Annotated in this window: 13 protein-coding genes; 10 read left to right on the top strand and 3 right to left on the bottom strand. The window is 61.7% G+C overall.

Going from position 1 to position 13209, the window contains the following annotated elements; genetic code table 11:
* The first annotated feature begins 36 nt into the window (after positions 1-36).
* From ugpA to ACJ8PN_RS17290, 5 genes are read left to right on the top strand one after another with little or no spacing between them, the layout of a single operon-like run.
* Positions 37-924 (top strand): sn-glycerol-3-phosphate ABC transporter permease UgpA, encoded by an 888-nt coding sequence (gene ugpA, locus ACJ8PN_RS17310; RefSeq protein ID WP_015376293.1) that lies wholly within the window; start codon positions 37-39, stop codon positions 922-924.
* Positions 921-1766 (top strand): sn-glycerol-3-phosphate ABC transporter permease UgpE, encoded by an 846-nt coding sequence (gene ugpE, locus ACJ8PN_RS17305; protein ID WP_442535116.1) that lies wholly within the window; start codon positions 921-923, stop codon positions 1764-1766. The genes ugpA and ugpE overlap by 4 nt, the downstream gene beginning before the upstream one ends.
* Positions 1767-1771: 5 nt before the next feature.
* Positions 1772-2842, top strand: coding sequence for a sn-glycerol-3-phosphate import ATP-binding protein UgpC (locus ACJ8PN_RS17300; protein WP_442535115.1), 1071 nt, complete (start codon positions 1772-1774; stop codon positions 2840-2842).
* On the top strand, positions 2842-3579 hold the full coding sequence (gene ugpQ, locus ACJ8PN_RS17295; RefSeq protein ID WP_049186115.1) for a glycerophosphodiester phosphodiesterase: 738 nt from the start codon (positions 2842-2844) through the stop codon (positions 3577-3579). The genes ACJ8PN_RS17300 and ugpQ overlap by 1 nt, the downstream gene beginning before the upstream one ends.
* Before the next feature lie 60 nt (positions 3580-3639).
* On the top strand, positions 3640-4596 hold the full coding sequence (locus ACJ8PN_RS17290) for an AEC family transporter (protein ID WP_033631513.1): 957 nt from the start codon (positions 3640-3642) through the stop codon (positions 4594-4596).
* Here the strand turns inward: ACJ8PN_RS17290 and ACJ8PN_RS17285 are convergent.
* The gene (locus ACJ8PN_RS17285) at positions 4577-4906 is read right to left on the bottom strand and encodes a hypothetical protein (RefSeq protein ID WP_440484743.1); all 330 of its coding nucleotides are present in this window, start codon (positions 4904-4906) and stop codon (positions 4577-4579) included. The two genes, ACJ8PN_RS17290 and ACJ8PN_RS17285, sit on opposite strands and share 20 nt — an antisense overlap.
* Before the next feature lie 151 nt (positions 4907-5057).
* On the opposite strand from ACJ8PN_RS17285, the gene ACJ8PN_RS17280 reads away from it, so the two are divergent.
* A complete protein-coding gene (locus ACJ8PN_RS17280) occupies positions 5058-5918 on the top strand; it encodes a carboxylate/amino acid/amine transporter (RefSeq protein ID WP_042783467.1) in 861 nt (286 codons plus the stop codon).
* A gap of 15 nt (positions 5919-5933) precedes the next feature.
* On the opposite strand, the gene metR is transcribed toward ACJ8PN_RS17280, so the two are convergent.
* Complete coding sequence (metR, locus tag ACJ8PN_RS17275; protein WP_171453170.1) at positions 5934-6878, bottom strand: HTH-type transcriptional regulator MetR; 945 nt, start codon at positions 6876-6878, stop codon at positions 5934-5936.
* Positions 6879-6968: 90 nt separating this feature from the next.
* Between metR and metE the strand changes: the two genes are divergently transcribed.
* Positions 6969-9257 (top strand): 5-methyltetrahydropteroyltriglutamate--homocysteine S-methyltransferase, encoded by a 2289-nt coding sequence (gene metE / locus ACJ8PN_RS17270; RefSeq protein ID WP_351107956.1) that lies wholly within the window; start codon positions 6969-6971, stop codon positions 9255-9257.
* Positions 9258-9343: 86 nt separating this feature from the next.
* On the opposite strand, the gene ACJ8PN_RS17265 is transcribed toward metE, so the two are convergent.
* On the bottom strand, positions 9344-10171 hold the full coding sequence (locus ACJ8PN_RS17265; protein WP_171453172.1) for a dienelactone hydrolase family protein: 828 nt from the start codon (positions 10169-10171) through the stop codon (positions 9344-9346).
* A gap of 494 nt (positions 10172-10665) precedes the next feature.
* Between ACJ8PN_RS17265 and udp the strand changes: the two genes are divergently transcribed.
* The 3 genes from udp to ACJ8PN_RS17250 all read left to right on the top strand — a co-directional run bounded on the left by udp (position 10666) and on the right by ACJ8PN_RS17250 (position 13114).
* On the top strand, positions 10666-11427 hold the full coding sequence (gene udp / locus ACJ8PN_RS17260) for a uridine phosphorylase (protein ID WP_004934432.1): 762 nt from the start codon (positions 10666-10668) through the stop codon (positions 11425-11427).
* 294 nt (positions 11428-11721) lie between these two features.
* The gene (locus ACJ8PN_RS17255; protein ID WP_004934435.1) at positions 11722-12504 is read left to right on the top strand and encodes a tyrosine-protein phosphatase; all 783 of its coding nucleotides are present in this window, start codon (positions 11722-11724) and stop codon (positions 12502-12504) included.
* 79 nt (positions 12505-12583) lie between these two features.
* Entirely contained in the window at positions 12584-13114 is a 531-nt protein-coding gene (locus ACJ8PN_RS17250; protein WP_004934438.1) for a DedA family protein, read from the top strand.
* Positions 13115-13209: the final 95 nt, after the last annotated feature.

Raw genomic sequence — 13209 nt, 5'->3', positions numbered from 1 at the left:
CCGATCCTTCCGTGCCCGATTAATGGTTTAACTGCTATGTCATCTTCCCGTCCCGGTTTCGGCTGCAGCTGGTTGCCCTATGCATTGGTGCTGCCGCAGCTGCTGATTACCGCCGTCTTCTTTTTATGGCCCGCCGGCGAGGCGCTGTGGTATTCGGTGCAGAGTCTCGATCCGTTCGGCCTGTCCAGCCAGTTTGTCGGGCTGGATAACTTTAAGCAGCTGTTCCAGGATCCTTACTACCTCGACTCGTTCTACACCACGCTGATCTTCAGCTTCCTGGTGGCGGGCATCGGGCTGGCGGTCTCGCTGTTCTTCGCTGCGCTGGTGGACTACGTGCTGCGCGGCAGCCGCCTCTATCGCACGCTGATGATCCTGCCCTACGCGGTAGCGCCGGCGGTGGCGGCGGTGCTGTGGATCTTTCTGTTCAACCCCGGTCTCGGGTTGATCACCCACTTCCTCAATGGGCTGGGCTATAACTGGAACCATGCGCAAAACAGCGGCCAGGCGATGTTCCTGGTGGTGCTGGCCTCGGTATGGCAGCAGATAAGCTATAACTTCCTGTTTTTCCTCGCGGCGCTGCAGTCGATCCCGCGTTCGCTGGTGGAGGCGGCGGCCATCGACGGCGCCGGCCCGGTACGCCGCTTCTTCCATCTGGTGCTACCGCTGATCGCGCCGGTGAGCTTCTTCCTGCTGGTGGTCAATCTGGTGTACGCCTTCTTCGATACCTTCCCGGTGATCGACGCCGCCACCGGGGGCGGGCCGGTGCAGTCCACCACCACGTTGATCTACAAGATCTACCGCGAAGGCTTCGCCGGGTTGGATCTCTCCAGCTCCGCCGCGCAGTCGGTGATCCTGATGTTGCTGGTGATCGGCCTGACGGTGATCCAGTTCCGCTTCGTTGAACGTAAGGTGCGCTACCAATGATTGAGAATCGACGCGGGCTGGACATCTTCAGCCATGTGATGCTGATTATCGGCGTGCTGGTGGTGCTGTTCCCGCTGTATGTGGCCTTTGTCGCCGCCACGCTGGACGACAAACAGGTGTTTCAGGTGCCGATGACGCTGGTGCCCAGCGGCCACCTGTGGGAGAACATCCGCAATATCTGGCAGGGCGGCGTGGGCAACCTCAAAGTGCCGTTCTCGTTGCTGCTGCTGAACAGCGTGATCATGGCGCTGGCGATCACCTGCGGCAAGATCGCGGTGTCGGTGCTGTCGGCTTACGCCATCGTATATTTCCGTTTCCCGCTGCGCAGCCTGTTCTTCTGGCTGATTTTCCTCACCCTGATGTTGCCGGTGGAGGTGCGCATTTTCCCGACGGTGGAGGTTATCTCCAACCTCAACCTGCTGGACAGCTATACCGGCCTGACGCTGCCGCTGATGGCCTCGGCCACCGCCACCTTCCTGCTGCGCCAGTTCTTCATGACGTTGCCGGATGAGCTGCTGGAGGCGGCGCGCATCGACGGCGCCGGGCCGATGCGTTTCTTCTGGGACATCGTGCTGCCGCTGTCGAAAACCAATCTGGCGGCGCTGTTCGTCATCACCTTTATCTACGGTTGGAACCAATACCTGTGGCCGATCCTGATCACCAGCGACGCCTCGATGGGCACCGCGGTGGCGGGCATCAAGAGCATGATCTCCACTTCTGGCGCGCCGACCCAGTGGAACCAGGTGATGGCGGCGATGATTCTGACTTTATTGCCACCGCTGGCGGTGGTGCTTCTGATGCAGCGCTGGTTTGTGCGCGGTCTGGTTGATAGCGAGAAATAACGACGATGGCAGGATTAAAACTACAGGCGGTCACCAAGTCTTACGACGGTAAAACGCCGGTGATCAAACAGATCGATCTCGATGTGGCGGACGGCGAATTCATCGTGATGGTCGGCCCGTCCGGCTGCGGCAAGTCCACGCTGCTGCGCATGGTGGCCGGGCTGGAACACACCACCAGCGGCGATATTTATATCGATACCCGGCGCGTGACCGATCTGGAGCCCAAGGATCGCGGCATCGCGATGGTGTTCCAGAACTACGCGCTCTATCCGCACATGAGCGTGTACGACAACATGGCCTACGGCCTCAAGATCCGCGGTTTCGGCAAGGATCATATCCGCCAGCGGGTGGAAGAGGCGGCGCGCATTCTGGAGCTGGAGCCGCTGCTCAAGCGCAAACCGCGCGAGCTATCCGGCGGCCAGCGCCAGCGCGTGGCGATGGGGCGCGCCATCGTGCGCGAACCGGCGGTATTCCTGTTCGACGAGCCGCTGTCCAACCTGGACGCCAAACTGCGGGTGCAGATGCGCCTGGAGCTGCAACAGCTGCACCGACGCCTGAAAACCACCAGCCTGTACGTGACCCACGATCAGGTGGAGGCGATGACGCTGGCGCAGCGGGTGATCGTGATGAACAAGGGCGTGGCGGAGCAGATCGGCACCCCGAGCGAGGTATATCAGCGGCCGGCTTCGCTGTTCGTCGCCGGCTTTATCGGCTCGCCGGCGATGAACCTGCTGCCCGGCACCCTGAGCGCCGACGGCGGCCAGCTGCTGCTGGCGGACGGCATGGCGCTGCCGTTGCCGGCGGCCAAGCCGCAGTGGGCGGGGCGGCAGTTGACGCTGGGCATTCGGCCGGAGCATATTCAGCGGGTGGCGCAAAGCCAGGGCGTGCCGCTGCAGCTGCAGACGCTGGAACTGCTGGGGGCCGACAATCTGGCGCACGGCCAGTGGGGCGGTCACGGGGTGATCGCGCGGCTGTCGCATGAAACCTTGCCGGCGGCGGGCAGTACGCTATATTTGCAGCTGCCTGCTCAGGCGCTGCACTTCTTTGACACCCACAGCGGATTACGGATGGATTGATGACGAGACCCTGGCCTTACCCTCATATTGTCGCCCACCGCGGCGGCGGTTCTCTGGCGCCGGAAAACACCCTGGCGGCGATCGACGTCGGCGCGCGCCACGGCCACAAGATGATCGAGTTCGACGCCAAGCTGGCGCAGGACGGGCAAATTTTCCTGCTGCATGATGATACGCTGGATCGCACCAGCAACGGCTGGGGCGTGGCGGGCGAGCTGCCGTGGGATAAGCTGGTGCAGTTGGACGCCGGCAACTGGTACAGCTCGGCCTTCAAGGGCGAGCGGCTGCCGCTGCTGTCGGAGGTGGCGGAACGCTGCCGGGAACACGGCCTGATGGCCAATATCGAGATCAAACCGACCACCGGCAGCGACGACGAAACCGGCCGGGTGGTGGCGTTGGCGGCGCGGCTGCTGTGGCAAGGGCAGACCGACCCGCTGCTCTCCTCCTTCTCGGTGGAAGCGCTGGCGGCGGCGCAGCGCACCGTGCCGGATTTGCCGCGCGGCTTGCTGCTGGAGGACTGGGACGACAACTGGCGCGAGCTGACGGAACGCCTGGACTGCGTCTCGCTGCATATTGACCACAAGGCGCTGACTGCCGAACGGGTGACAGCGTTGAAAGACGCCGGGCTGCGCATTCTGGTGTATACCGTTAACCAGCCGGATCGCGCGCGCCTGCTGCTCGACTGGGGCGTTGACTGCATTTGCACCGACCGGATAGATTTGATTGGCCCGGAGTTCTAATCCGGCGCCGATGAATCCTGCGACGACAAGCCTTGCCGCCGCACCACCGGAAGGAATGCGATGCCTGGCTTTATCCTGTCACTGTGGCACCAGATGGTGCTGTCATTACCGCTGTTCGTCCTGATCGCGTTGGGTTATGGGCTGATTCGCTGGGGGAAATGGCCTTCCAGCATCACCGATGGCCTGACGCGCTTTGTGTTTTCCCTCGCCTTGCCCGCCATGCTGTTTCGCATGATGTGCGACTTCTCGCAGCGCCCGGCGGTCGATGCCCGGTTGTTGATCGCGTTCTTCGGCAGTTGCCTGATCGTGTTCGTGCTCGGCCGCCTGGTTGCCCGGCACCTCTTCCGGCTGGATGGCGTCGCCGGATCGGTGTTTGCGCTGGGCGGTATTTTCTCCAATAACGTGATGCTCGGTTTACCGATCGCCAGCGTGATGCTGGGGCAGGCGGCGATCCCGTCGGTGGCGCTGGTGCTGGTGTTCAACGGCCTGATCCTGTGGACGCTGGTCACGGTGTCGATCGAATGGGCGCGCAACGGCTCGCCGACGCTGGGGGGCTTTGCTAAAACCGCGCGCAGCGTGCTGACCAACCCGCTGATCGTCGGCATTTTGTCCGGCACGCTGTTTAGCCTGACCGGCTTGCCGCTGCCGGACTTCGTCGATCGGCCGGTCAGCATGCTCGGCCAGGTGGCGGCGCCGCTGTCGCTGGTGGTGCTCGGCATGGGGCTCGCCGAGTACCGCATCAGCGAAGGCTGGCAGCTGAGCAGCGCCATCTGCGTGCTGAAGCTGCTGGTGCAGCCGTTGGTGATTTGGCTGCTGGCCTGGATGATGGATCTGCCGCCGATGGAGACCCGCGTGGTGGTGCTGTTGGGCTCAATGGCGGTGGGGGTGAATGTCTACCTGATGTCGCGCCAGTTCAATACGCTCACCGGCCCGGCCGCCACCAGCCTGGTGATGTCCACCGTGCTGGCGGCGATCACCACGCCGCTGATCCTCACCGTTATGGGCGTGCGGGCGTAGCCGGCAGCGGGGCCCGCGGCACCGCCGGCGCGGTGCGGTTGAACGGATCGCGCGGCTGGTTACCGTTAGGCAGCAGCTGGCCGCCGTTCGGCGTGGTTTGCAACAGCTGTTGCCGTTGATTGTCGAACTGGCGCTGCTGTTGCAGGCGGCGTTGATCCATCTGCCGGTTGTTCAACAAGCGCTGTTGCTGCGCCTGTTGGCTGTTTTGGTTGAGAAGCTGCTGCTGTGAACGCAGATCGGTTACGCCGTTGGCCGCTGCAGCCAGGCCGGGCAGCAACAGCAGAGTGAACAGGATGTGAGACGTTTTCATGATGGTTACCTCGCTTTTTTATTAAGCCTAACCCAGCGGTGAAATTTTGCTGGTAGTTTGTATTTTGTTCAAATGTAAACCGCCTTTTCGCCAACGCGGTGCCCATCTTCCGTTACAATCGCCCTTTCGGTCTTTTTAGGGTGAACCCATCGTGCTGCTTTTGGTTATAACCACCATTCTGTGGGCGTTTTCTTTCAGCCTGATCGGCGAGTATTTGGCGGGTCAGGTCGACAGCGGGTTTTCGGCGCTGGTGCGCATCGGGCTGGCGGCGCTGGTGTTCCTGCCGTTCCTGCGTTGGCGCAATATCAAGCCCAGGGTGATCCTGCTGTATATGCTGGTGGGCGCCTTCCAGCTGGGCATCATGTATCTGTTCAGCTTCCGCGCCTATCTCTACCTGACGGTACCCGAATTCCTGCTGTTCACCGTGTTGACGCCACTGTACATCACGCTGATCTACGACTTACTGAGCGGCCGACGTTTACGCTGGGGCTATGTGTTCAGCGCGCTGCTGGCGGTGCTGGGCGCGGCGATCATTCGCTATCACCAACTAAGCGAACACTTCTGGTGGGGGCTGCTTTTAGTGCAGGCGGCGAACATCAGCTTCGCCATCGGCATGGTCGGCTATAAGCGCCTGATGGAAGTGCACCCCTTGCCGCAGCACACCGCTTTTTCCTGGTTCTACCTGGGGGCGGCGGCGGTGGCGGTGGTGGCCTGGTTCCTGTGGGGCAATCCGCAGCAGCTGCCGACGACCAACCTGCAGTGGGGCGTGCTGATCTGGCTGGGCGTGGTGGCGTCTGGGCTGGGCTATTTCATGTGGAACTACGGCGCGACGCAGGTGGATGCCGGCACGCTCGGCATCATGAACAACATGCATGTGCCGGCCGGCTTGTTGGTCAACCTGGCTATCTGGCAGCAGCAGCCACACTGGCCGAGCTTTATCCTCGGCGGGGCGGTGATCGTCGCTTCGCTGTGGGTGCACCGCCGCTGGGTGGCGCCGAAACAGCTCGGCTAAACGGGGGCCGGCAGTTTATACGCCGGCCGCCAACGCTTTGGCGCCGGTCGCGCCGGGGCGTGCCGCGTCGCGCACGAACGGTAGATGATCGCAGGCGTGCTGGCGGGCCGAGCGGATAAAGGCTTCGGTCACCGCCTGGCGCTGTTCGCCGTCGCGCACGGCGGCGTACAGGCGGCTCCACAGGCCGTCACCCAGGGTTTTGGTCACCACCAGCCCCTGCCGTTCGAAACTCTCCACCACCCAATGCGGCAGCGCCGCAATCCCCATCCGCGCCGATACCATCTGGATCAGCAGCAGCGTGTTATCGACGTTCTTCAATGCCGGGTTGACGCCCGCCGGCTGCAGGAAATGCCGCCAGATATCCAGCCGCTGGCGCTGCACCGGATAAATCAACAGCGTTTCATCGCTCAAGTCTGCCGGCTCGATGTGCGGCTTGCCGGCCAGCGGATGATCCGGCGCCAGCACCAGACGCACCTCAAAATCGAACATCGGCGAATAGTGCAGGCCGCTGCGCGGCAGAATATCCGACGTCATCACCAGATCCAGCTCGCCCTGTTGCAGGGCCGGCTGCGGATCGAAAGTCACGCCGGAAGTGAAGTCCATCACCACCTGTGGGAAACGCCGGCGGAAATTGTCCAGCGCCGGCGTCAGCCACTGAATGCAGCTGTGGCATTCGATGGCGATGCGCAGCGTGGTCTGGTGCGGCTCGTGGCAGGCCTGCAGCGCCTGTGAGATTTGCGGCAGCACCTGCTCCGCCAGCTGCAGCAAGATCTCGCCCTGGGCGGTGAAGCGCAGCGGTTGGCTCTTGCGCACGAACAGCTTGAAGCCCAGACGTTGCTCAAGATCGCTGAACTGGTGCGACAGGGCAGACTGCGTCTGATGAAGTTGGGCCGCCGCCCCCGCCAGCGAACCGCTGCTGCGCAGGGCCTGCAGCGTCCGTAAATGTTTCAGTTCGATCATGAGAGTCCTTCACATTGACAGTGAATAAATTGCGCTTGTGGTTAATACAGTACCTGCTGATTATGGATGTGTAAACATCTGGACGGCTAAATGGGGAATATGACGATGGCAATTTTGAATCACACACTGGGTTTTCCTCGCGTTGGGCTACGACGTGAGCTGAAAAAAGCTCAGGAAAGCTACTGGGCCGGCAACTCAACGCAGGAAGAACTGTTGGCGGTTGGCCGCGAGCTGCGCGCTCGCCATTGGCAACAGCAACAGCAGGCCGGGGTGGATTTGGTGCCGGTCGGCGATTTCGCCTGGTACGATCATGTGTTGACCACCAGCCTGCTGCTGGGCAACGTGCCGGCGCGTCATCAGAATGCGGATGGCTCGATCGATCTGGACACGCTGTTCCGCATCGGCCGTGGCCGCGCACCGACCGGCGAGCCGGCGGCCGCGGCGGAAATGACCAAATGGTTCAACACCAACTACCACTACATGGTGCCCGAGTTCCAACAAGGCCAGCAGTTCAAGCTGGGTTGGACCCAACTGCTGGATGAAGTGGACGAAGCGCTGGCGCTTGGTCACCGCATCAAACCGGTGCTGCTGGGCCCGGTGACCTATCTGTGGCTGGGTAAAGTGAAGGGCGAGCCGTTCGATCGCCTGTCGCTGTTGAAAGATATCCTGCCGGTTTACCAACAGGTGCTGGCCGAGCTGGCGAAACGCGGCGTCGAGTGGGTGCAAATTGACGAGCCTGCGCTGGTGCTGGAGCTGCCGCAAGCCTGGTTGGACGCCTTCAAACCGGCATATGACGCGCTGCAGGGGCAGGTTAAACTGCTGTTGACCACCTATTTCGACAGCGTCGGCCACAACCTCGATACGGTTCGTACGCTGCCGGTGCAGGGGCTGCACGTCGATCTGGTCGCCGGTCACGACGATATCGCCGCGCTGAGCGCCGCATTGCCGCAAGACTGGCTGCTGTCGCTGGGCGTGATCAACGGCCGCAACGTTTGGCGTGCCGATCTGAGCCGCTGGTTCGAACGGCTGCAACCGCTGGTGGGCAGCCGCCCGTTGTGGATTGGCTCCTCCTGTTCACTGCTGCACAGCCCGATCGATCTGAGCGTGGAAAGCCGTCTGGATGAAGAAGTGAAGAGCTGGTTCGCCTTCGCGCTGCAAAAATGCGCCGAGTTAGCGCTGCTGGCTGCGGCGCTGAACGCGCCTGACGCGGCGAAGCAAGCCGAACTGGACGCCTACAGCGCACCGATCCGCGCCCGCCGTCAGTCGAGCCGTGTGCATAACCCACAGGTTGAGCGCCGCCTGGCCGCGATCACCGCACAGGACAGCGAACGCCACAGCGCTTACGCCGAGCGCGCCAGGGCGCAGCGCGAGCGTTTCAACCTGCCGGCCTGGCCGACCACCACCATCGGTTCGTTCCCCCAGACCACCGAGATCCGCGGCCTGCGTCTGGACTTCAAACAGGGCCGTTTGGACGGCAACAACTACCGCACCAGCATTGGAGAGCACATCAAACAGGCGATCGTCGAACAGGAGCGCCTCGGGCTGGACGTGCTGGTACACGGTGAAGCCGAGCGCAACGACATGGTGGAATATTTCGGCGAGAACCTCGACGGTTTCGTGTTTACCCAGAACGGCTGGGTGCAGAGCTACGGTTCCCGCTGCGTGAAGCCGCCGGTGATCATCGGTGACGTCAGCCGCCCGGAAGCCATCACCGTCGAATGGGCCAAATTCGCCCAGTCGCTGACCGACAAGCCGGTAAAAGGCATGTTGACCGGGCCGGTGACCATCCTGTGCTGGTCGTTCCCGCGTGAAGACGTGACCCGTGAAGTGATTGCCAAGCAGATTGCGCTGGCGCTGCGCGACGAGGTGGAAGATCTGGAAAAAGCCGGCATCGGCATCATTCAGATCGACGAACCTGCGCTGCGCGAGGGGCTGCCGCTGCGTCAATCCGACTGGGCCGCCTACCTGAACTGGGCGGTGGACGCCTTCAAATTGAACGCCGCCGTGGCGCGGGACGACACCCAGATCCACACCCACATGTGTTACTGCGAGTTCAACGACATCATGGACTCCATCGCCGCGCTGGACGCTGACGTGATCACCATCGAGACCTCGCGTTCCGATATGGATCTGCTGGAAGCCTTCAAAGAGTTCGAATACCCGAACGAAATCGGGCCGGGCGTCTACGATATCCACTCGCCGAACGTGCCGAGCGTGGAATGGATCGAAGCGCTGCTGCGTAAAGCGGCGCAGAACATCCCGGCGGAACGCCTGTGGGTTAACCCGGACTGCGGCCTGAAAACCCGCGGCTGGCCGGAAACCCGGCAGTCGCTGGCCAACATGGTATTGGCGGCGCAGCGCCTGCGTGAGCACGCGTGATGCCGTGCGGCGGATGAGCTCCGCCGCTTACAGATTGACTGGTGTGATGATTGGGCGCTTCGGCGCCCTTTTTTATGCGGGGGAGGTTACTTGACGCCGTGCTGGGCGAACCACGCCAGCATGCGTTGCCAGCCGTCCTCCGCCGCTTCGGCGTTGTAGCTGGGACGATAATCGGCGTTGAACGCATGCCCGACCTCGGGGTACACCACGATTTCGGCCTCGGCGTTGGCGGCGCGGATCGCCTGGCGCATGGTTTCCACCGTCTCCAGCGGAATGCCGCTGTCCTGCCCGCCATACAGCCCCAGTACCGGCGCCGACAGGTGGGTGGCGACATCGACCGGATGCTTCGGTGAATTCAGCGTTTTCTCGCCGACCAGTTTGCCGTACCAGGCGACCGCCGCCTTCAACTGCGGATTGTGCGCCGCGTACAGCCAGGTAATGCGGCCGCCCCAGCAGAAGCCGGTGATCGCCAGCTTGCCGGCGTCGCCGCCGTGGCGGATAGCCCAGTGCGCGGCGTGATCCAGATCCGACAGCACCTGACGATCCGGCACCCTGGTCACCAACTGCTGGAACAGCTCGCCGATATCGCTGTAGTCGTTGGCATCGCCCTGGCGGAAATAGAGCTCGGGCGCGATCGCCAGATAGCCCTGCTTGGCCAGGCGACGGCACAGATCCTGAATGTGCTCATGGACGCCGAAGATTTCTTGCACCACCAGCACGATGGGGAAGGGGCCGCTCTGATCGGCGGGTTTGGCGACGTAGGCCGGCAACGCGTCGCCCTGAGAAGGGATGGTCGTTTGCCCGGCATGAATGCCCTGTTCATCGGTGATAATCGCGGAGGCGGCCAACGGCGCGGCGGCCGGGGCGAATCCCCCCTGAGCCTGTTCTAATGTCATCACATGTTCGGTTTTCATTGCGGTCTCCGTGCAATAGAAAAAAGCGCTGAGATTAACTATAGGAAAGATTACCCATTATTGGCGCTGCGTGGCGCACTTTCGGACAAGTCGATAAAAAACGGCTAATTATCTGGCTTTGCGGCATTTTTAAGCGCTTTTTATCATGTTATTACGCGTTTTGGCCCGCGTAAGTGCCATAAGGTGCGTTAGAGGGCTTTTTTGCCCCTAAGCAACCGATAAGATGGAGTTATTTCGGATTGATGAGCTAAATAGTTTCAGCCGGCAACCAACGGGCAGGGAGCTGCAAGGTTTGTCGGCTAGACTGAGGTTTAGCGGTGCATTCTGGATGCCTTATAGTAATAGTGCTTTTTTGTGATAAAAATCACAAAAAATATGTAGCATGTAATTTGTTTCTCTTTTCATAGTGACTGTCGTCACGAAATTAAGCGGCGATTTTCAGTAGAGTGCTTTTTTGTTCCTCCCAATAAACATGATCCATAGAGGAGTCTCGTATGTCTCAGTCTGACGTTTTTCATCTCGGCCTCACCAAGAACGATTTACAAGGGGCCCAGCTTGCCATCGTGCCGGGCGATCCGCAGCGCGTAGAGAAGATTGCCAAGCTGATGGAAAATCCGGTGCATCTGGCCTCCCATCGTGAATTCACCACCTGGCGCGCAGAGCTGGACGGCAAGGCGGTGATCGTCTGCTCCACCGGTATTGGCGGCCCGTCTACCTCTATCGCGGTGGAAGAGCTGGCGCAGCTGGGTATTCGCACTTTCCTGCGCATCGGCACCACCGGCGCCATTCAGGCCAATATCAACGTCGGTGACGTACTGGTGACTACGGCGGCGGTACGCCTCGACGGCGCCAGCCTGCACTTTGCGCCGATGGAGTTCCCGGCGGTTGCGGACTTCGCCTGCACCACCGCGCTGGTGGAAGCGGCCAAAGCCAGCGGCGCGACCACCCACATTGGCGTAACCGCCTCTTCCGATACCTTTTACCCGGGCCAGGAACGTTACGACACCTACTCCGGCCGCGTGGTTAGCCGTTTTAAAGGCTCGATGGAAGAGTGGCAGGCGATGGGCGTGATGAACTATGAAATGGAGTCCGCCACGCTGCTGACCATGTGCGCCAGCCAGGGGCTGCGTGCCGGCATGGTGGCTGGGGTGATCGTTAACCGCACCCAGCAAGAGATCCCGAACGCCGAGACCATGAAAAACACCGAAAGCAAAGCGGTGCAGATCGTGGTGGACGCCGCCCGCCGTCTGCTGTAATCGCCTTCCCTCAACGGGCCGCCGACGCGGTCCGTTGAGATTGATGACAAACCTCATGCCATTGCCCGGTTTGCAGAAAGCAGCGGATAACAAACAGGGAAAATCAATTTATTGATTTTCGGCTGATAACCACAAAGGAGGAAAAACCACGCTTTTTCCTCCTTTGTCAACGGACTGAACGGGCCGCCGACGCGGCCCGTTTTTCCATTCGCGACTAATCTGTTACGGTGATACTCCTCAGCGCTGCGCCGATGGCCGCCGCGCGTTGTCAGAACAAAAACAATGAGGACGTTTATGACCGCCCAGATCCTGCTTCATCCTTCGCTTGCGCCGCTCGACGGCGGCATTAACTTCCGTGACTTCGGCGGCAACGGCGTGGCCGACGGGCGCCGCATCAAGCGCGGCCTGCTGTTTCGCTCCGGTTCCCTCGAGCGGCTGACGGAAAACGACTGCGCCTTTCTCGCCGGCGTGCCGGTGCGTTCGGTGCTGGACTACCGCGATGCCGACGAAGTGCAGGCCAAACCGGATATTCTGTGGAATGGCGCCGACTATCATCACGTGCCGGCCAACCCGCTGAGCAGCGAAGTCAACGCCAACCTGGAGAAGCTCACCAACGAAACGTTGGCCGCTTTCGACGCCCGCGCGTTCATGCTGGAACTGTATCGCCGCCTGCCGTTCGGCAATGCAGCCTATCAGCGGTTGGCGCAGCTGCTGAGCAATCCCGGCGGCGGCGCAATCGTGCAGCACTGCGCGGTCGGCAAGGATCGCACCGGGGTCGGCTCGGCGCTGGTGCTGTTCGCGCTGGGTGCCGACGAAGCGACGGTGCTGGAAGACTATCTGCTGACTGAAACCACGCTGGCCACTTTCCGCGAGCAGATGCTGGATCAGCTCTCTATCAAGCTGAATGCGGCGGCGCTGGAGCAATTCGCCTACGTGCTCAGCGCGCGCGAGGAGTTCCTGATGACGGCGCTGGGCTGCATCCGCCAACAATACGGCTCCACCGACCGCTGGCTGGAAGCGGAATACGGTCTGGGCGCGGCCCAGCGCGAAGCGCTGCAGGCGTTCTACCTCGAGTAAATCGCCGCGTGTTTAACCGGGGTTTAACTCGCCCCGGCTTATCCTAGGCGGCGAACCATCGCGTATCAGGAGCCCCGTATTGAGCCTCAATGACGTTATCAACTGGGTCAGCGACGTCGTGCGTCAGCACGAAGGCTGGGCCATTCCCATCATCTTCTTCCTGGCGTTCGGCGAGTCGCTGGCGTTTTTGTCGCTGCTGCTGCCGGCCACGGTGATCCTGCTGGCGCTGGGCGCGCTGATCGGCGAAAGCGGCATCGCCTTTTGGCCGATTTGGGCCGCCGCCGCCGCCGGGGCGTTTTTCGGCGACTGGCTCTCTTACTGGATCGGCTATCACTATCAGGATCGCGTGGCCCATATGTGGCCGCTGTCGCGCAATCCGCAGCTGCTGGCGCGCGGCCACGCCTTCTTTGAACGCTGGGGCGTGCTGGGCATTTTCATCGGCCGCTTCTTCGGCCCGCTGCGCGCCGTGGTGCCGTTGGTGGGCGGCATTTGCGGCATGCCGCAGCGCTATTTCCAACTGGCCAACGTCACGTCGGCGATGATCTGGGCGTTCGGCATTCTGGCGCCGGGGGCGTTCGGCATCAAGTGGCTCAGCCAGTGGCTGGGCTGATTTCTCGCTAAATTGCGCAGCGCAGCGCAATATTGTGCGCGGCGGGCAAAATCAGGCTGGACATCCATACAGCCTCCCCTTAACGTGACGGGCAA

Source organism: Serratia sp. CY76391, from assembly GCF_052166695.1.
Classification (GTDB): domain Bacteria; phylum Pseudomonadota; class Gammaproteobacteria; order Enterobacterales; family Enterobacteriaceae; genus Serratia; species Serratia nematodiphila.
This window is presented reverse-complemented; position numbering and strand designations above follow the sequence as displayed.

Bases quoted from the DNA above. Each gene is read 5' to 3' on its own strand.
- ACJ8PN_RS17290 (WP_033631513.1), top strand. From the start codon at position 3,640: ATGCCTGGCTTTATCCTGTCACTGTGGCACCAGATGGTGCTGTCATTA.
- metE (WP_351107956.1), top strand. From the start codon at position 6,969: ATGGGGAATATGACGATGGCAATTTTGAATCACACACTGGGTTTTCCT.
- ugpE (WP_442535116.1), top strand. From the start codon at position 921: ATGATTGAGAATCGACGCGGGCTGGACATCTTCAGCCATGTGATGCTG.
- ACJ8PN_RS17265 (WP_171453172.1), bottom strand. From the start codon at position 10,171: ATGAAAACCGAACATGTGATGACATTAGAACAGGCTCAGGGGGGATTC.
- ACJ8PN_RS17285 (WP_440484743.1), bottom strand. From the start codon at position 4,906: ATGAAAACGTCTCACATCCTGTTCACTCTGCTGTTGCTGCCCGGCCTG.
- ugpQ (WP_049186115.1), top strand. From the start codon at position 2,842: ATGACGAGACCCTGGCCTTACCCTCATATTGTCGCCCACCGCGGCGGC.
- ACJ8PN_RS17255 (WP_004934435.1), top strand. From the start codon at position 11,722: ATGACCGCCCAGATCCTGCTTCATCCTTCGCTTGCGCCGCTCGACGGC.
- ACJ8PN_RS17300 (WP_442535115.1), top strand. From the start codon at position 1,772: ATGGCAGGATTAAAACTACAGGCGGTCACCAAGTCTTACGACGGTAAA.
- metR (WP_171453170.1), bottom strand. From the start codon at position 6,878: ATGATCGAACTGAAACATTTACGGACGCTGCAGGCCCTGCGCAGCAGC.
- udp (WP_004934432.1), top strand. From the start codon at position 10,666: ATGTCTCAGTCTGACGTTTTTCATCTCGGCCTCACCAAGAACGATTTA.
- ugpA (WP_015376293.1), top strand. From the start codon at position 37: ATGTCATCTTCCCGTCCCGGTTTCGGCTGCAGCTGGTTGCCCTATGCA.